Consider the following 16,313-nt stretch of genomic DNA (forward strand, 5'->3'; position numbering starts at 1 on the left):
GCTGATTGGTCTGCTACTTGCGTGAGTGGTTGTGCGCGTATTGTAGCGAGCGCGTTACAATCGACTGAAACATTGAACGGATTTCCATGAACGTGTCCTTCGTGAAGCTGCTTTCAAAGCGCCGCGCGCGTGTGTCCAACGTGCCGCTCGCCGTGTCCGCTCGCCGGATGCTTGCTGCGGGTGCGCTCGCATTGTGGGCGCTCGCCGCCGTGCCCGCGCACGCGCAGGACCCGTCGCCAGATTCCGACGACACGTCGGTCACGATGCCGGACCCGCTGGGTCCGTCAACCCCTCAAGACGAAAAGTCTTTGCCCGGGGTGCCTCTGTCGAGCCAGATCGTCTTCCAGGTGCTGGCCGCCGAGATCGCGCTGCAGCGCGATCAGCCAGCACCGGCCTATCAGACCTACCTCGCGCTCGCGCGCGACACGCACGACCCGCGCATGGCGCAACGCGCCACCGAAATCGCGCTGGCCGCGCAGAGCCCATCGGACGCGCTCGCCGCCGCGCAATTGTGGCAACAGTACGCGCCCGATTCGGAACGCGCCGCGCAACTCGACGCGTCGCTGCTCGTGCTGTCCGGCAAGCCCGACGACGCGTCGCCGATCCTGTCGCAGGAACTCGCGAAGGTACCTGAGGAAAATCGCGGCAGCGCAATCCTCGCGCTGCAATTGCTGTTGTCGCGCGGCCCGAACCGCGTCGGTGGCCTGCACGTGTTGCAGGACCTGCTGAAGAACGACATGAACCGGCCGGAAGCGCAACTGGCGGTCGCACGCCAGCAGTTGCTGGCCGACGACGCGCCGGGTGCGCGCAAGTCGCTCGAGCAGGCGCTCACGATCAAGCCCGACTATCTGCCCGCGGCGTTGGTGCTGTCGCAGATGGGCCCAGAGGAGCGCAAGGAAGGCATCGCGTCGCTCGAAAAGTACGTGCAGCAGAATCCGAAATCGCATGACGCGCGGCTCGCGCTCGCGCAGATGTATCTGGCGAGCGACCGTCTCGACGACGCGCAGAAGCAGTTCGAGATCATGCGCAAGGCAAACGCCAACGACCTGACGCCGTTGATGGCGCTCGCGCTGATCAAGATCCAGCAGAAGAAACTCCCAGAAGCGCAGACCTATCTGATTCAATACGCGCAGCAGGCCGAGAAGACGCCGGGCGCCGATGCGGGCCAGGCCTACATCTATCTCGCGCAGCTAGCGCTCGAACAGAAGAATGAGGCGGCCGCGAGCGACTGGCTGAACAAGATCTCGCCGGCGAGTCAGCAATACCTGGCCGCGCAGATCACGCGCGCGCAACTGCTCGCGAAGCAGGGCAAGACCGAGGAGGCGCGCCAGTTGCTCGCCAACTTGCAGTCCTCGGATCCGCGTGACGTGGCGCTGATCGCGCGCACCGATGCAGCGATCCTGTTCGACGCGAAGCGCTACCCGGAGGCCGAAGCGCGTCTGCAGCAAGCCACGGCGAACTTTCCCGACGACCCCGACCTCACCTACGACTACGCGATGGCCGCCGAGAAAACCGGCCATTACGACGTCATGGAAGCGCAGTTGCGCAAGCTGATCCAGACGCAGCCGGACAATCCGCAGGCGTATAACGCGCTCGGCTATTCGCTCGCCGATCGCAATCAGCGCCTGCCGGAAGCGGACAAGCTGGTCGAGAAGGCCTCGGCCCTTGCACCGAACGATGCGTTCATCATGGACAGCGTCGGCTGGGTCAAGTACCGGATGGGTAACACGGCCGATGCGATCAAGCTGCTGCGCAAGGCATACAGCCTCCAGCCGAACGCCGAGATCGGCGCGCACCTCGGCGAAGTGCTGTGGAAGGCCGGCGAACAGGAACAGGCGCGCGCCGCGTTCCGCGAGGCGCGCAAGCTCGAACCCAACAACGAGACTCTCGTCAAAACGTTGCAACGTCTTCAGGTAAACGATCTTTGATGCGTCTTTCCCGTTTGATTTCTTTTTCCATGGCGCCGCGCGGCATCGCGCTTGGTTGCGCGGCGGCAGCGGTTGTCGCGTTGGCCGGCTGCGCATCGGTGAAGCCGCAGGGGCCGTCCACGTCGAACGCCGCGACCGAAGTCACCGCGCAAACCAGCCGCTCGTATCAGGGCCGCTTCGCGATCCAGTACAACGATCAGAACGGCCAGCAGCGCAACGCCTACGGCAATTTCTCGTGGCAGGAAACCGGCGACACTGTCACGCTGCAATTGCGCAATCCGCTCGGCCAGACGCTGGCCATCGTGACCTCGTCACCGGCTTCGGCGACGCTCGAGTTGCCGAACCGCCAGCCGCTCACCGCCGATAATGTGTCGACGCTGATGCAAAACGCGCTCGGCTTCACGCTGCCGGTCGAAGGGTTACGCTACTGGCTGCAGCCATCGCCGGCGCCGACCTCGCGCGCTCAGACCGAGAAGGATCCGGAGCAACCGTCGCGCCTGAAGCAGATCACCCAGGATGGCTGGACGATCGACTATGTCGCCTATGCCGATGCGCCTGCCACCGGCGTGAAGCGCGTCAATCTGAGTCGCTCGGAGCCGCCACTCGACATCAAGCTCGTGCTGGATCAGTGAGTCGTCGTTGCTGCTGTTTGTCCCGGCATCCGCTCACGTAACCTTGCCACCCGTATGGCGCCATCGTGGCGCATGTAGTCTTCACTCATGATCGAAACAACCGATTCGCTGCGCGACTGTCTCGCGCCAGCGAAACTCAATCTCTTCCTGCACATCACCGGCCGTCGGCCGGATGGTTATCACACGCTGCAAACGGTCTTCCAGTTGCTCGACTGGGGCGACACGCTGCACTTCACGCGACGCGATGACGGTCTCATCACGCGCCGCACCGAAATCGCCGACGTACCGCCCGAGCATGACCTGACCGTACGGGCCGCGAGGTTGCTGAAGTCGCATACGGGCTCTCGCGAAGGTGTCGATATCGAAATCGACAAGCGCCTGCCGATGGGCGCGGGCCTCGGCGGCGGCAGCTCCGACGCCGCGACGACGCTGCTCGCGCTCAATCGCCTGTGGAAGCTCGATCTGCCGCGTCAGGAGTTGCAGGATCTTGCGTTGAAGCTCGGCGCGGACGTGCCTTTCTTTGTATTTGGAAAAAATGCGTTTGCAGAGGGTGTCGGAGAATCATTAGACGTTGTACAATTGCCGCCGCGTCACTTTCTGGTAGTGACGCCGAGGGTGCAGGTTCCAACTGCAGCGATTTTTTCCGAAAAAACGTTGACAAGAGATACAAAGCCCCTCATAATTACGGACTTTCCTGCAGAACATAGCTGCAACACTGAATGGCCAGAAAGCTTCGGCCGGAATGACATGCAGCAGGTTGTGGTAGGAAAGTACGCGGAAGTAGCGCAAGTGTTGCGATGGTTTGAGAGCATCGCACCAGCGCGGATGTCCGGATCGGGTGCCAGTGTTTTTGCAGCGTTCCGTAGCAAAGCTGAAGCAGAAGCGGCGCAAGCCAAGCTGCCCGGCGAATGGAGCAGCGCAGTAGCCGCGGGCTTGGATCAGCATCCACTCTTTGCTTTCGCGTCATAAGTTTTGCATCGTCGAACGAAACTCCACGTTCGGCGGAGCTCAAAGTTAGTGTAGGGGAGTCGCCAAGCTGGTTAAGGCACCGGATTTTGATTCCGGCATGCAAAGGTTCGAATCCTTTCTCCCCTGCCAAAAATTCTCGTAGTTCGCTGTAGTTCGCCGCAGTAATTCACATCCTCCCGCCCCAGCCTGAAGTAGGTGCATGATGAGCAGCCATGACGGCCTGATGGTTTTTACTGGCAACGCAAATCCCGCGCTTGCACAGGAAGTCGTCAAAAACCTCGGTATTCCCCTCGGCAAAGCAATGGTTAGCCGTTTCTCGGACGGTGAAATCCAGGTCGAGATTCAGGAAAATGTGCGCGGCAAGGATGTCTTCGTCCTGCAATCCACGTGCGCGCCGACTAACGACAATCTGATGGAACTGATGATCATGGTCGATGCGCTCAAGCGCGCATCCGCTGGCCGGATCACCGCAGCCATCCCTTACTTCGGTTATGCCCGTCAGGATCGTCGCCCGCGTTCAGCGCGTGTCGCCATCTCGGCGAAGGTCGTGGCGAACATGCTGGAAATCGCCGGCGTCGAGCGGATCATCACGATGGATCTGCACGCCGACCAGATTCAAGGCTTCTTCGACATCCCGGTCGACAACATCTACGCAACACCCGTGCTGCTTGGCGATCTGCGCAAGCAGAACTACGACAACCTGATGGTTGTTTCGCCGGACGTCGGCGGTGTGGTCCGCGCCCGTGCATTGGCGAAGCAACTCAATTGCGACCTCGCGATCATCGACAAGCGTCGTCCGAAGGCGAACGTCGCCGAAGTGATGAACATCATCGGTGAAGTCGAAGGCCGCACCTGCGTGATCATGGACGACATGGTCGACACCGCAGGCACGCTGTGCAAGGCCGCGCAAGTTCTGAAGGAACGCGGCGCGAAGCAGGTATTCGCGTACGCCACCCACCCGGTTCTGTCGGGCGGCGCGGGCGAGCGTATCGCCGCCTCCGCACTCGACGAACTCGTAGTCACGGACACGATCCCGCTCGGCGAAGAAGCCCGTTCGTGTGCGAAGATCCGTTCGCTGACGAGCGCCGGTTTGCTGGCCGAAACGTTCTCGCGTATCCGCCGCGGCGATTCGGTGATGTCGCTGTTCGCTGAAAGTTAAGCATTTGCGAAGACGCCGCGTACCGCTTGATGCGACACGCGGCGTTTTTGCACAATCGGCATGAACGAACGAAGGTTCTTGCCGCGATCCCGGGCCTCAGCCATTACGGCTTCGAGGCCCTGTTCTTACTGCCTGGTCGCGGGCAGTGCATTGGAGATTCAACATGAAAGTAGTCGCTTTCGAGCGTTCCCAGCAAGGTACGGGTGCGAGCCGCCGCCTGCGTAACTCGGGCAAGACCCCGGGTATCGTTTATGGCGCTGGTGCTGACACGCAATTGATCGAACTCGATCACAACGCCCTGTGGCACGCGCTGAAGAAGGAAGTATTCCACTCGTCGATCCTCGATCTGGAAGTGGCAGGCAAGTCGCAACAGGTTCTGCTGCGCGACGTGCAATACCACCCGTTCCGTCAGCTCGTGCTGCACGTGGACTTCCAGCGCGTCGACGCGTCGAAGAAGCTGCACACCAAGGTGCCGCTGCACTTCCTGAACCAGGAAACCAACCCGGCAGTGAAGCTGTCGAGCGCGGTGATCTCGCACGTCATCAACGAAATCGAAATCGAGTGCCTGCCGTCGGCACTGCCGGAATTCATCGAAGTTGACCTCGCGAAGATCGAAGCTGGTCAATCGGTTCACGCGAAGGACATCCCGCTGCCGGCAGGTGTGGCGCTCGTCGCCCACGTCGACGCGGAAAACCCGGTGGTCGCTGCTGCAACGATCCCGGCTGGCGCAATCGCTGAAGACGCTGCTGCTGCTGAAGGCGGCGAAACGCCGGCTGCTTAAGAGCCTTCCGGTTCGAAGCAAGCAATCCTCTCGATCCGTTTCCGATGAAACGGTCGATGTGACCCGCCGAGGTTCGCCCTGGCGGGTTTTTTTTCGGCTTTTTTTGGTCCGATGCGTTTCACTTCCGGACCTGGTGGACTCACGCAATCATGATCAAGCTGATCGTCGGGCTCGGCAATCCGGGCGCCGAATACACCGCGACGCGTCACAATGCCGGCTTCTGGCTGGTCGATCAACTCGCGCGCGAGGCTGGCACGACGCTGCGCGACGAACGGCGCTTTCACGGCTTTTACGCGAAGGCGCGGTTGCATGGCGAGGAAGTGCATCTGCTCGAGCCGCAGACCTACATGAACCGTTCTGGTCAGTCGGTCGTCGCGCTTGCGCAATTCTTCAAGATTCTTCCCGACGAGATCCTCGTCGCGCACGACGAGCTCGACATGCCGCCCGGCAGCGTCAAGCTGAAGCTCGGCGGCGGCAGCGGCGGGCATAATGGCCTGAAGGACATCAGCGCGCATTTGTCGACGCAGCAATACTGGCGGCTGCGGATCGGCATCGGTCATCCGCGTGATCTGATTCCCGAAAGCGCGCGCGCCGGCGCGAAGCCGGACGTCGCGAACTATGTGCTGAAGCCACCGCGGCGAGAAGAGCAAGATGTCATCGACGCGTCGATCGAGCGCGCGCTCGCGGTGATGCCGCAGATCATCAAGGGCGAGCTCGAACGCGCAATGATGCAACTGCATCGCAATAACAGCTGACGCGCGCCACATCCTTCGAAACCCGCAATCGACCCCGCGAGGAGAATCGCTTGAGCCGCTACTGGAGCGACATCGTTCACCGTCTGACGCCGTACGTGCCGGGCGAGCAGCCCGCGCTCGCGAATCCGGTGAAGCTGAACACCAATGAGAATCCGTATCCGCCGTCGCCGCGCGTGCTCGACGCGATCCGCCGCGAGCTCGGCGACACGGCCGACGCACTGCGCCGCTATCCCGATCCGAGCGCACGCAAGCTGCGCGAAACGGTCGCCGCGTATCACGGCATCCGCGCCGATCAGGTATTCGCGGGCAACGGCTCGGACGAAGTGCTCGCGCTGACATTCCAGGCCTTGCTGAAGCACGACAAGCCGCTGCTGTTTCCCGATATCACGTACAGCTTCTATCCGACCTACGCGAAGCTGTTCGAGGTCGACTACCGCACCGTCCCGCTCGACGGGGATTTCGCGATCAACGTCGACGACTACGCGGTGCCCAATGGCGCCATCCTGTTTCCGAATCCGAACGCGCCGACCGGCCGGCCGCTGGCGCTGGCGGAAATCGAACGCCTCGTCGCCAGCCATCCTGATTCGGTCGTGGTGATCGACGAAGCCTATGTCGATTTCGGCGCCGAGTCGGCGATTGCGTTGATCGACCGCTATCCGAATTTGCTCGTCGTGCAGACCGTGTCGAAGTCACGGTCGCTCGCCGGCATGCGCGTCGGCTTCGCGTTCGGCGATGCGGTGCTGATCGATGCGCTCAATCGCGTGAAGGACAGCTTCAATTCGTACCCGCTCGACCGCCTGGCGCAAGCCGCTGCCACCGCCGCGTACGGAGACGACGCGTGGTTTCGCGAATGCTGCGCGAAGGTGATCGCGAGCCGTGAACGGCTCGCGGCGGAATTGACCGCGCTCGGCTTCGAGGTGGTGCCGTCGGCCGCGAATCTGCTGTTCGCGCGGCATCCAGGGTACGACGCGGCGACGCTCGCGTCGCGGCTGCGGGAAAAGGAAATTTTCGTGCGGCACTTCAATGCACCGCGGATTGACCAGCATCTGCGGATCTCGGTCGGCACCGACGCCGAGTGCGACATCCTGCTCGACGCGTTGCGGGGTATTTTCAGCGCTTACGTCGGATAACGGAAACGCTGCCGCAAAAAAACGGCGAAGGCCCCTAGCCTTCGCCGTTTTCTTTTGCGCGTCACCCGCGCACGTCAGGTGCCTTTGGCGGCCTGCAACGCGTGATATTTCGCGATCAAACCCTCAGGCGTCTCGAGGTGGTTCGGGTCACGCGGAATGCACTCGACCGGGCACACCTGGATGCACTGCGGCTCGTCGAAATGACCGACGCACTCGGTGCACTTCTTCGGATCGATCACATAGATTTCCGGGCCCATCGAAATCGCGTCGTTCGGGCACTCAGGCTCGCAGACGTCGCAGTTGATGCACTCGTCGGTAATCATGAGGGCCATGCTGCCACCAACTTTGCTAGATAAAACAATACATTATAGCTTTTTCGCCCCCGCGCGGTCGTGCAATCCCGCGCTTTATGCCGGGCTCGACAAGAATGTAGAGTCGATCCGCTCGGAGAACCGATCCTGGAGTTCGTTGCTCGCATGAGGCAAAAAAACGAACGCCTGTCGGTTCGAGACATGATGGCCCAAAGTGCGCTCGGGCCTCCGGCCACCTTGCATGCCCGGATCGCGTCAATGCGCGAAAAAGGCTGGCTCCTGCTCCACGACACCGAAGATGCTCGCCGCAAACAGGTCGAGCTAACGCCCGCCGCCCTCCGACACTTCGACAAACTTGCCGAGGCATTCGCCAAGGCCGCGAAGGGTAGCTGACTTTGCACTGCGTCGGATAAATGATCCGTCAAAATCGGCCATTCGCGCGACTCAGGCTCACGTCCCCTGGGCACCGCCCTGCGGGTCCAGCGACGCGACCTTCTCCTTCAGCCATTTTTCGACCGACGGGAATACGAACTTGCTGACGTCGCCGCCCAATTGCGCAATCTCCCGCACGATCGTACCCGAGATGAACTGATACTGATCGGACGGCGTCATGAACATCGTCTCGACGTCCGGAAGCAGATAGCGGTTCATGCCCGCCATCTGGAACTCGTACTCGAAGTCCGACACCGCGCGCAGACCCCTGACGATCACCCGCGCGTTGTTGCTCCGCACGAAGTCCTTCAGCAGTCCCTTGAAGCTCATCACCTGGACGTTCGGATAGTGGCCGAGCACCTCGTGCGCAATCGCGAGGCGCTCCTGAAGAGTGAAAAACGGCTTCTTGGCACGGCTGTCGGCCACACCCACCACCAGCGTGTCGAAAATGCTCGACGCGCGCCGAACGAGGTCTTCGTGACCGCGCGTCAGCGGGTCGAACGTGCCCGGGTACACGGCGACTACCATGAGACTTCTCCTCTTTTCAGACAAAAGGGCACGTCCAAGCGACGCATTTGGCACCGGCGCGGATGACGATAAACCGCCCGGCCCTTTTTTGGAACGCGCATTATTCCTTATTTTCGCGCTGCAGCAAATGAAAGTGCACTGCGCCCGCCTTGCCCTGCCGCACGACCTCCCAGCCCGCAAGCGACTGATGAGCGGTCGGTTCGAGCGCCTCGCCGGCCTCGACATAAAGATAGCCGTCGGGGCGCACGAGCGGCACGGCCACCGCGAGCGCCTTGCCGAGCAGGTCGGCATCGAACGGTGGATCGAGGAACACTACGTCGAACGATCCTGGGGCGAGGCTCGCCGCAAGACGCAAGCCGTCCGCCTCGGCGATTTCGATCATGCGTGCATCGAGCCGCTGCTGGTTCGCGCGCAACTGGCCGGCGGCGCGCGCATGACGTTCCACCATCAGCACGCGCGCCGCGCCGCGCGACGCAGCTTCGAAGCCGAGCGCGCCGCTACCGGCGAACAGATCGAGACAGTGCTGGCCGTCCAGGCGCTGGCCGAGCCAGTTGAACAGCGTTTCGCGGACGCGATCGGGCGTCGGGCGCAGGCCGTCCAGATCGAGCACGGGCAGCGGCGTGCGTTTCCAGTCGCCGCCGATGATGCGAATGGCATGCGGCTTGCCGGCTTTGGAGGAGGCGCCAGCGGCGCGTGAAGGTGCTAAACGAGGCATGCAGTATCGTGCAGTTTCAGCTAGGTATTGAATACGCCCGCGACGCCGGTGCGCGCGGGCCGGAGCGCCCACGTTACCACAGGGGCGGCGCGCGTCCAGCTTCCCCGGGCGGCCAATACGACGCACCGCGGCACGCCTGATAAAATGTGCGGCTGCCAGCGCCCCGCCTTTTCGCATCCCGGCGCTGCCCACCGCTTCGCCGGTCCCGTGCCGGCTGCGCGCATCGGCGCGCTCTCCCATACGTCAGATCATGTTCAGCTTTTTCAAACGATTCAAGGGTTCGAAAGAGTCCGATACCGCCGCAGACGAATCGCTGGCGGCGCAAGACGGCGCGACGCCCGAGGCCGAGGCCGTCGAGCCGGTTTCGCCCGCCAAATCCGTCGAGCCCACGCCGGCCGCCGTTCCGCCTGTGGTCACGACCATCATCGAGCCGCAGCCCGAGCCGCAAGACGCCGCGCTCGACAGCGTGGAAATCGTCCCGCCGCCCATGCAGGACGCCAGCGCAAAACGCTCGTGGCTCACGCGCCTGAAGAGCGGCCTCGCGAAAACCAGTTCGAACCTGACCGGCATCTTCGTCGGCACGAAGATCGACGAGGACCTGTACGAGGAACTCGAAACCGCGCTGCTGATGTCGGACGCCGGCGTCGAGGCGACCGAATTCCTGCTCGAATCGCTGCGCGAGAAGGTGCGCACCGAGCGCCTGACGGACCCGCAGCAGGTCAAAACCGCATTGCGCACGCTGCTCGTCGAGTTGCTGAAGCCGCTCGAAAAATCGCTGATGCTCGGCCGCGCGCAGCCGCTCGTAATGATGATCGCCGGCGTCAACGGCGCGGGCAAAACCACCAGCATCGGCAAGCTCGCGAAGCATCTGCAGAGCTTTCACCAGTCGGTGCTGCTCGCTGCCGGCGACACGTTCCGCGCCGCCGCGCGCGAACAGCTTGCCGTCTGGGGCCAGCGCAACAACGTGACCGTGGTCGCGCAGGAAAGCGGCGATCCGGCTGCGGTGATCTTCGACGCGGTCGGCGCCGCGCGCGCGCGAAAGATCGACGTGATGATGGCCGACACGGCTGGCCGCCTGCCCACGCAGTTGCATTTGATGGAAGAACTGCGCAAGGTGAAGCGCGTGATCGGCAAGGCGCAAGACGGCGCGCCGCACGAAGTGCTGCTCGTGATCGACGCTAACACCGGCCAGAACGCGCTCACGCAGGTCAAGGCGTTCGACGACGCGCTCGGCCTCACCGGCCTGATCGTCACCAAGCTCGACGGCACCGCGAAGGGCGGCATCCTCGCGGCGATCGCGCGGCAGCGGCCGATTCCGGTGTACTTCATCGGCGTCGGCGAAAGGGTCGAGGATCTGCAGCCGTTCAGCGCGGAGGAGTTTTCGGACGCGCTGCTGGGCGGCTGATCGCGCAATCGCTTGACCGCCGCGGCGCTCGCCGCTCGCGGCGCGCAAAAAGGAAAAGGGCACTCCGCGGGGTGCCCTTCTTCGTTTCGAGCCGCCGTCAACGCTTCAAGCGATCCCGCGATCACTCCGCGTCCGGCTGCGCGCCCGGCGCAGCGCGGGCGAACGCATCGAGTTGCATCGCGTGGTCGTAGATGCGCTGGATCGTCGGAAACTTTGCGGTGTCGACCTTGAAGCGCTGTGCGTTGAAAACCTGCGGAATCAGGCACGCGTCGGCAAGTGTCGGTGTGTCGCCGAAACACAGTTTGCCGGTGCGCGCGTCGCCGGCGAGACGCGCTTCCAGCGTCGCGAAGCCCGCGTCGATCCAGTGCCTGTACCACGCGTCCTTCGCGTCGTCGTCGACTCGCAGCGTGTGCTTTAGATAGCGCAGCACACGCAGATTGTTCAGCGGATGAATCTCGCACGCGACCTGCAGCGCCACCGAGCGCACATAGGCGCGATCGAGCGGCGCCTTCGGCATCAGCGGCGGCTCCGGATGCGTCTCCTCGAGATACTCGATGATCGCGAGCGACTGCGGCAGCAAATGATTGCCGTCGGCGAGCGTCGGCACGATGCAGTCCGCGTTGATCTTGCGATACTCGGGCTTTAGTTGCTCGCCGCCTTCGCGCACCAGGTGCACGGGCACGTAGTCGTACGTCAGGTTCTTCACGTTCAGCGCGATGCGCACGCGATACGACGCCGAGCTACGAAAATAGCTGTAGAGCTTCATGTTGTCTGCCTCCTCCACCTGCCCGCAAGCCGTCTCAAACGACGCGTACGCTGAATTCGCCGAGTCCGTCCACGCCGCCCCTCATCAGGTCACCCTTCACGACCGCGCCGACGCCTTCCGGCGTGCCGGTGAAAATCAGGTCGCCGGGCTGCAGTTCGAACAGCGTCGACAGATACGCGATCGTCTCCGCCACCGACCAGATCAGCTGCGACACGTCCGCGCGCTGCTTGTCCTCGCCGTTCACCGACAGCCAGATCGCGCCCTTGCCGATGTGACCAACTGCCGAAGCCGGATGGATCGGGCCGAGCGGCGCCGAGTGATCGAAGCCCTTGGCGGTGTCCCACGGACGACCCATTTTCTTCGCTTCGCCTTGCAGGTCGCGGCGCGTCATGTCGAGACCGAGCGCGTAGCCGTAGACGTGGTCGAGCGCGCGCTCGACGGGGATGTCTTTGCCGCCCTCGCCGATCGCCGCGACCATTTCCATTTCGAAATGGACGTTCTTCGTCTGCGACGGATAGGGGAATTCGCCGGTGGTGCCCGGCGCGACGTAGACGACCGCATCGGCCGGCTTCGAGAAGAAGAACGGCGGTTCGCGGTCCGGGTCGTGGCCCATTTCGCGCGCATGCGCTTCGTAGTTGCGCCCCACGCAGTAGATGCGGCGCACCGCGAACTGCTCGCTCGACCCCACGACCGGCACCGCGACCTGCGGTGCGGGTGCAAACACGTAACTCATCCCGTTCTCCGTTTTTCGATGGGCGCCGCCGAGGCGGCGAGAAACATCGAGTGTAACGCGCGGCACGGCGCGGGTGCATGTCAGGCGGGCCGTCGCGCGTCACCGCGTGCCCGCTGCGCCGCTGTTCGCCCGTTCGCCATAGATGCGATACTCACACCGAACAGCTTCCCGAATGCCGTAGCCGACGCCCAAGCGCGGCACGCCACCGCCTCTTGCGCACGATGACCGACTCGACCAATACGACTTCTCCCTTCCCCTGCGCCCGCTTCATCAAGGAAATCGGCCGCGGCCCGAACGGCGCCCGCGCGCTGACCGCCGACGACACCCGCGCGCTCTACACCGCGATGCTCGACGGCCGCGTCGACGATCTCGAGCTCGGCGCGGTGCTGCTCGCGTATCGCGTGAAAGGCGAAACCGCCGACGAACTCGCCGCGATGCTCGCCGCCGCGCATACGTCGTTCGAGCCGGTGCGGCTGCCGCACGGCGCGTTTCGGCCCGTTTCGATTCCGTCGTACAACGGCGCGCGCAAGCAGCCGAACCTCGTGCCGCTGCTCGCACTGCTGCTCGCGCGCGAAGGCGTGCCGGTGCTCGTGCACGGCGTCACCGAAGATCCGGGTCGCGTGACGAGCGCGGAAATTTTCGCGCATCTGCGCATCCTCCGTGCGCAGTCACACGCGCAGATCGAAGCGGGTCTCGCCGAGCGTCGCGTCGCGTTCGCGTCGATCGACGTACTCGCGCCCAAGCTCGCTCGCCTGCTCGCGCTGCGCCGGCGCATGGGCGTGCGCAACTCGACGCATACGCTCGTGAAGCTGCTGCAGCCATTCGCGCCCGCGGGGCTGCGGCTCGTGAATTACACGCATCCGCCGTATCGCGACAGTCTCACGCAGCTGTTCATCACGCATCCCGATGCGGCCGTCGGCGGTGCGCTGCTCGCGCGCGGCACCGAAGGCGAGGCGGTCGCCGATACGCGCCGCCAGGTGCAAGTCGACTGGCTGCATGACGGCATCTGCGAGACGCGGCTGCCGCACGAGCGCTCTTCGCCCGATGCGCCCGAAGTCGAGCTACCCGAAGCGCGCGACGCGGCGACCACGGCCGCCTGGATCGACGCCGTGCTGCGCGGCGAAGCACCGGTGCCGGGCGCGATCGAGCGCCAGGTCGAGCTGATCGTCGATATCGCGAAGACGGCGGCCTGACGGCCGCGGGTTGACAGGCCAACGCCCGCCGTCATACATTTGGCCCCATGCATTCCCTCCCGAACACCCTCCGAATTATCTCCGGCCGCCTAGCGCGGCCCCTATCGCTACGCCTGGCGTAAGTCACGCGTAGCGCCGCGCGCTGGCAGCTCCGGTTGCCGTCGGCGGTCCTCCCGGTAGTTCCCGCAGTCTCGCTTCACCCCCGTCGTAGTTCTCCACAACCTGTCGTCGTTTGCATTCGTCCGTTTACCGCGCGGGCGAAGCGAGAGGATCACATGCACGTTGCCTCGGGCATCTGCATCGAGCATGCGTGACAGTCGGCAACAGCTCGAGGTCCCACCCTCCGCCGACGACACCACGAATGAGGCACCTCACCATGTTGCGCAATCCCGCTGAAAAGTACCGCCCCTTTCCCGCCGTGCGGCTGACCGGCCGCAAATGGCCGAGTCGCACGATCGACGCCGCGCCCGTCTGGATGAGCACCGACCTGCGCGACGGCAACCAGGCGCTGATCGAACCGATGAACGCCGCGCAAAAGCTCGAGTACTTCGAGATGCTGGTCGCGATCGGTTTCAAGGAAATCGAAGTGGGCTTTCCGTCGGCCTCGCAGACCGATTTCGACTTCGTGCGCAAGCTGATCGACGAGCGGCGCATTCCCGACGACGTCACGATCGAAGTCTTCGTACCGTCGCGCGCGGAGCTGATCGCACGCACGTTCGAAGCGCTCGAAGGCGCGCCGCGCGCGATCGTGCATCTGTATAACGCGATCTGCCCGTCGTTCCGGCGCATCGTGTTCCAGCAATCGAAGGACGAGATCAAGGCGCTCGCAGTCGAAGGCACGCGCGTCATCAAGGAACATGCGCAGGCGCGGCCGGGAACGCACTGGACCTTCCAGTACTCGCCCGAGACCTTCAACACCACCGAGCTGCCGTTCGCGCGCGAGGTATGCGACGCGGTCGCGCAAACGTGGCGGCCGACGCGCAATCACAAGATGATCGTCAACCTGCCGGCGAGCGTCGAAGCGGCCACGCCGAACGTATTCGCCGACCAGATCGAATGGATGCACCGCAACCTCGGCTACCGCGACAGCATCGTGCTGTCGGTGCATCCGCACAACGATCGCGGCACCGCCGTGGCCGCGGCGCAGCTCGCGCTGCTGGCGGGCGCCGATCGCATCGAAGGCTGTCTGTTCGGCAATGGCGAACGCACCGGCAACGTCGACCTCGTCACGCTCGCGATGAACCTCGACGCGATGGGTATCGACAGCGGTCTGGATTTCTCGGATCTCGCGACGATCCGGCGCGTGGCGGAGCGCTGCACGCGGCTTGCAGTGGCCGCGCGGCATCCGTATGCGGGAGAAGTGGCGATGCGCGGCTCACGCGCGGCGCGCGACGCGGATGCCGAGCGCGATGAATACGGCGCAAACAGCCGCGCTAAAGCTGAGGATTGCGCAACCGCGTAAATCCGACTTGAGCTTGCGGCGGCGGAGTGCGCACCCCGCATTCGGCTGCCGGGACGGGCGCGCTCACGAGGCGCGCCCGCGCGATGAAAATCTCACTCCAGCGCGCAACGCGTCGCCTGCCATGCGATCAGCCGCCACTGGCCGTCTTCGTGTGTGTGAATCGCGGTGTAGGCAATCGGGAACAGCAGCGCGCCGTTGTTCGCTTCCATCTCGATCAGCGCGCGGCCCGTGACCACGTAGGTCTCGCGCCCGGCCGGCAGGACGTCTTGCGACTGCACCTCGATTTGCCGATAACGACGGCGCCCCGCGGTGATCCCGTCGATGAACTGTCGCTTCGTCTCGCGCTTGCCGTTCGTATGAACGTAGCTCACGTTGTCAGCGAGCAGCGTGTCGAGCGATTGCCCATCGCCGTCGACCATCGCGCGAAATCGCTCTCGCTCGAGCCCGCGAATCGCTTCGATCATCTTTGCCGCCATTGCAGAGCCCCTGGAACACCGCGAGCCGCAAGGGGCCACGGTCAGAAGTGATATTGCAAATATAGCTGGCTGAAATTTATACCAGGATTCGGCTCTTTGATACCGCCATTGGAAACATGCTGGAAGCGGTAGCCGGCGACATACTGCTGATGAGCGCCGAACTGCAGTCCGACGCCCGCCATCTCGGAGAACTGGAACGCGGTGCCCAACGTGAAGTCGGAAGAAATCCGCGGGCTGGTCAGCAGCCCGACGCCGGCACCCACCTCGATGAATGGCCGCACCAAGCCCGACGACTTGACGAAGCGGATCACCGGCGTCACACCGATCTCGCCGATGTTGTCGTGAACGTTTCCTTCATTGGTGTGCCACCACGCGACGTGCGCCTCGCCGATCAGCGCGAAGTGCCAGTCGCCGATCTGCCACCAGGTGAGGTTCGGGTCCCAGACCACGCCGAGATCGAGCCTCTTGACGTGACGATCACCGACGCCGGCGGCCACCAGCACGCCGAACTGGTCAGCCCGGGACACGCCCGCCGCACCCAGCAGCAGAACGGCCAACGCACTTTTTAGAGTAAGTCCACGGACCACAAGATTCTTGTTGTTCATTGAGCCCCCATCCTGGTGACTATTTAAGCGAGCGCCCCCTTTGTTCCAAGCACGATTTAGGGGCAAGTATCTCCAGATAATGCGCCAAAACAGCAATTATTCACTTAAAAATAGGACGATGTCAGTCGATCATGAGGCTGCAGCCGCCTCGAACGGTAATTTGGCCAGGCTCAACGCACAGCGCAAATAGAGCGTATGATGACTATCAGAAATCAGGACCCAATAGGATTTTCCGGAACTTGGATACCCCTGCGACATCTAAGTATTAGCACTCGGCAGATCTGAGTGCTAACATCCATCGCTGGAGTCGTTTACTGAGTACGCAATTGTCTG

General features: G+C 63.4%; 16 protein-coding genes, 1 tRNA gene and 2 pseudogenes. 12 read left to right on the forward strand and 7 right to left on the reverse strand.

The window, feature by feature from the left end; translation table 11 throughout:
• Positions 1–86 precede the first annotated feature (86 nt).
• The 8 genes from AB3X86_RS02285 (at position 87) to hisC (ending at position 7,354) form a co-directional block, all read left to right on the forward strand.
• Positions 87–1,928 (forward strand): tetratricopeptide repeat protein, encoded by a 1,842-nt coding sequence (locus tag AB3X86_RS02285; RefSeq protein ID WP_368594770.1) that lies wholly within the window; start codon positions 87–89, stop codon positions 1,926–1,928.
• Positions 1,928–2,560: a lipoprotein insertase outer membrane protein LolB gene (gene lolB, locus AB3X86_RS02290; protein ID WP_176382474.1), complete on the forward strand. Its 633-nt coding sequence runs from the start codon at positions 1,928–1,930 to the stop codon at positions 2,558–2,560. The genes AB3X86_RS02285 and lolB overlap by 1 nt, the downstream gene beginning before the upstream one ends.
• Before the next feature lie 87 nt (positions 2,561–2,647).
• Positions 2,648–3,529, forward strand: coding sequence for a 4-(cytidine 5'-diphospho)-2-C-methyl-D-erythritol kinase (ispE, locus tag AB3X86_RS02295; RefSeq protein ID WP_368594771.1), 882 nt, complete (start codon positions 2,648–2,650; stop codon positions 3,527–3,529).
• A 52-nt stretch (positions 3,530–3,581) separates the two neighbouring features.
• Positions 3,582–3,658: transfer RNA gene (locus AB3X86_RS02300), tRNA-Gln, on the forward strand.
• 73 nt (positions 3,659–3,731) lie between these two features.
• Complete coding sequence (locus AB3X86_RS02305) at positions 3,732–4,688, forward strand: ribose-phosphate pyrophosphokinase (RefSeq protein ID WP_008921698.1); 957 nt, start codon at positions 3,732–3,734, stop codon at positions 4,686–4,688.
• Positions 4,689–4,851: 163 nt separating this feature from the next.
• On the forward strand, positions 4,852–5,469 hold the full coding sequence (locus tag AB3X86_RS02310) for a 50S ribosomal protein L25/general stress protein Ctc (protein ID WP_013088318.1): 618 nt from the start codon (positions 4,852–4,854) through the stop codon (positions 5,467–5,469).
• A 149-nt stretch (positions 5,470–5,618) separates the two neighbouring features.
• Positions 5,619–6,224, forward strand: a complete 606-nt coding sequence (gene pth / locus AB3X86_RS02315) for an aminoacyl-tRNA hydrolase (RefSeq protein ID WP_368594772.1) — start codon at positions 5,619–5,621, stop codon at positions 6,222–6,224.
• Positions 6,225–6,274: 50 nt separating this feature from the next.
• A complete protein-coding gene (hisC, locus tag AB3X86_RS02320; RefSeq protein ID WP_368594773.1) occupies positions 6,275–7,354 on the forward strand; it encodes a histidinol-phosphate transaminase in 1,080 nt (359 codons plus the stop codon).
• 74 nt (positions 7,355–7,428) lie between these two features.
• On the opposite strand, the gene AB3X86_RS02325 is transcribed toward hisC, so the two are convergent.
• On the reverse strand, positions 7,429–7,686 hold the full coding sequence (locus AB3X86_RS02325) for a YfhL family 4Fe-4S dicluster ferredoxin (RefSeq protein WP_176125067.1): 258 nt from the start codon (positions 7,684–7,686) through the stop codon (positions 7,429–7,431).
• A 102-nt stretch (positions 7,687–7,788) separates the two neighbouring features.
• Between AB3X86_RS02325 and AB3X86_RS02330 the strand changes: the two are divergent.
• Positions 7,789–8,058 (forward strand): annotated as a pseudogene (locus AB3X86_RS02330) (winged helix-turn-helix domain-containing protein); the annotation flags it as partial.
• Positions 8,059–8,115: 57 nt separating this feature from the next.
• On the opposite strand, the gene coaD reads toward AB3X86_RS02330, so the two are convergent.
• Positions 8,116–8,625, reverse strand: a complete 510-nt coding sequence (gene coaD / locus AB3X86_RS02335) for a pantetheine-phosphate adenylyltransferase (protein WP_176109624.1) — start codon at positions 8,623–8,625, stop codon at positions 8,116–8,118.
• Positions 8,626–8,725: 100 nt separating this feature from the next.
• Complete coding sequence (rsmD, locus tag AB3X86_RS02340) at positions 8,726–9,340, reverse strand: 16S rRNA (guanine(966)-N(2))-methyltransferase RsmD (protein WP_368594774.1); 615 nt, start codon at positions 9,338–9,340, stop codon at positions 8,726–8,728.
• Between the two features lie 250 nt (positions 9,341–9,590).
• Between rsmD and ftsY the strand changes: the two genes are divergently transcribed.
• Positions 9,591–10,745: a signal recognition particle-docking protein FtsY gene (gene ftsY / locus AB3X86_RS02345; protein ID WP_368594775.1), complete on the forward strand. Its 1,155-nt coding sequence runs from the start codon at positions 9,591–9,593 to the stop codon at positions 10,743–10,745.
• A 121-nt stretch (positions 10,746–10,866) separates the two neighbouring features.
• On the opposite strand, the gene maiA is transcribed toward ftsY, so the two are convergent.
• Positions 10,867–11,511, reverse strand: a complete 645-nt coding sequence (maiA, locus tag AB3X86_RS02350; RefSeq protein WP_368594776.1) for a maleylacetoacetate isomerase — start codon at positions 11,509–11,511, stop codon at positions 10,867–10,869.
• Positions 11,512–11,545: 34 nt separating this feature from the next.
• Complete coding sequence (locus tag AB3X86_RS02355; protein ID WP_176368426.1) at positions 11,546–12,244, reverse strand: fumarylacetoacetate hydrolase family protein; 699 nt, start codon at positions 12,242–12,244, stop codon at positions 11,546–11,548.
• 221 nt (positions 12,245–12,465) lie between these two features.
• Here AB3X86_RS02355 and ybiB point away from each other — a divergent pair, with 221 nt between their 5' ends.
• Positions 12,466–13,437: a DNA-binding protein YbiB gene (gene ybiB / locus AB3X86_RS02360; protein ID WP_368594777.1), complete on the forward strand. Its 972-nt coding sequence runs from the start codon at positions 12,466–12,468 to the stop codon at positions 13,435–13,437.
• Positions 13,438–13,813: 376 nt separating this feature from the next.
• Positions 13,814–14,800 (forward strand): annotated as a pseudogene (locus AB3X86_RS02365) (2-isopropylmalate synthase); the annotation flags it as partial.
• Positions 14,801–14,991: 191 nt separating this feature from the next.
• On the opposite strand, the gene AB3X86_RS02370 reads toward AB3X86_RS02365, so the two are convergent.
• Complete coding sequence (locus tag AB3X86_RS02370; protein WP_008921685.1) at positions 14,992–15,375, reverse strand: nuclear transport factor 2 family protein; 384 nt, start codon at positions 15,373–15,375, stop codon at positions 14,992–14,994.
• A 41-nt stretch (positions 15,376–15,416) separates the two neighbouring features.
• A complete protein-coding gene (locus AB3X86_RS02375; RefSeq protein ID WP_368594778.1) occupies positions 15,417–15,980 on the reverse strand; it encodes an acyloxyacyl hydrolase in 564 nt (187 codons plus the stop codon).
• Positions 15,981–16,313: the final 333 nt, after the last annotated feature.

This window comes from Paraburkholderia sp. BR14374 (assembly GCF_040948685.1).
Classification (GTDB): domain Bacteria; phylum Pseudomonadota; class Gammaproteobacteria; order Burkholderiales; family Burkholderiaceae; genus Paraburkholderia; species Paraburkholderia youngii.

Bases quoted from the DNA above. Each gene is read 5' to 3' on its own strand.
- AB3X86_RS02285 (WP_368594770.1), top strand. From the start codon at position 87: ATGAACGTGTCCTTCGTGAAGCTGCTTTCAAAGCGCCGCGCGCGTGTG.
- lolB (WP_176382474.1), top strand. From the start codon at position 1,928: ATGCGTCTTTCCCGTTTGATTTCTTTTTCCATGGCGCCGCGCGGCATC.
- ispE (WP_368594771.1), top strand. From the start codon at position 2,648: ATGATCGAAACAACCGATTCGCTGCGCGACTGTCTCGCGCCAGCGAAA.
- AB3X86_RS02305 (WP_008921698.1), top strand. From the start codon at position 3,732: ATGAGCAGCCATGACGGCCTGATGGTTTTTACTGGCAACGCAAATCCC.
- AB3X86_RS02310 (WP_013088318.1), top strand. From the start codon at position 4,852: ATGAAAGTAGTCGCTTTCGAGCGTTCCCAGCAAGGTACGGGTGCGAGC.
- pth (WP_368594772.1), top strand. From the start codon at position 5,619: ATGATCAAGCTGATCGTCGGGCTCGGCAATCCGGGCGCCGAATACACC.
- AB3X86_RS02325 (WP_176125067.1), bottom strand. From the start codon at position 7,686: ATGGCCCTCATGATTACCGACGAGTGCATCAACTGCGACGTCTGCGAG.
- coaD (WP_176109624.1), bottom strand. From the start codon at position 8,625: ATGGTAGTCGCCGTGTACCCGGGCACGTTCGACCCGCTGACGCGCGGT.
- rsmD (WP_368594774.1), bottom strand. From the start codon at position 9,340: ATGCCTCGTTTAGCACCTTCACGCGCCGCTGGCGCCTCCTCCAAAGCC.
- ftsY (WP_368594775.1), top strand. From the start codon at position 9,591: ATGTTCAGCTTTTTCAAACGATTCAAGGGTTCGAAAGAGTCCGATACC.
- maiA (WP_368594776.1), bottom strand. From the start codon at position 11,511: ATGAAGCTCTACAGCTATTTTCGTAGCTCGGCGTCGTATCGCGTGCGC.
- AB3X86_RS02355 (WP_176368426.1), bottom strand. From the start codon at position 12,244: ATGAGTTACGTGTTTGCACCCGCACCGCAGGTCGCGGTGCCGGTCGTG.
- ybiB (WP_368594777.1), top strand. From the start codon at position 12,466: ATGACCGACTCGACCAATACGACTTCTCCCTTCCCCTGCGCCCGCTTC.
- AB3X86_RS02370 (WP_008921685.1), bottom strand. From the start codon at position 15,375: ATGGCGGCAAAGATGATCGAAGCGATTCGCGGGCTCGAGCGAGAGCGA.
- AB3X86_RS02375 (WP_368594778.1), bottom strand. From the start codon at position 15,980: ATGAACAACAAGAATCTTGTGGTCCGTGGACTTACTCTAAAAAGTGCG.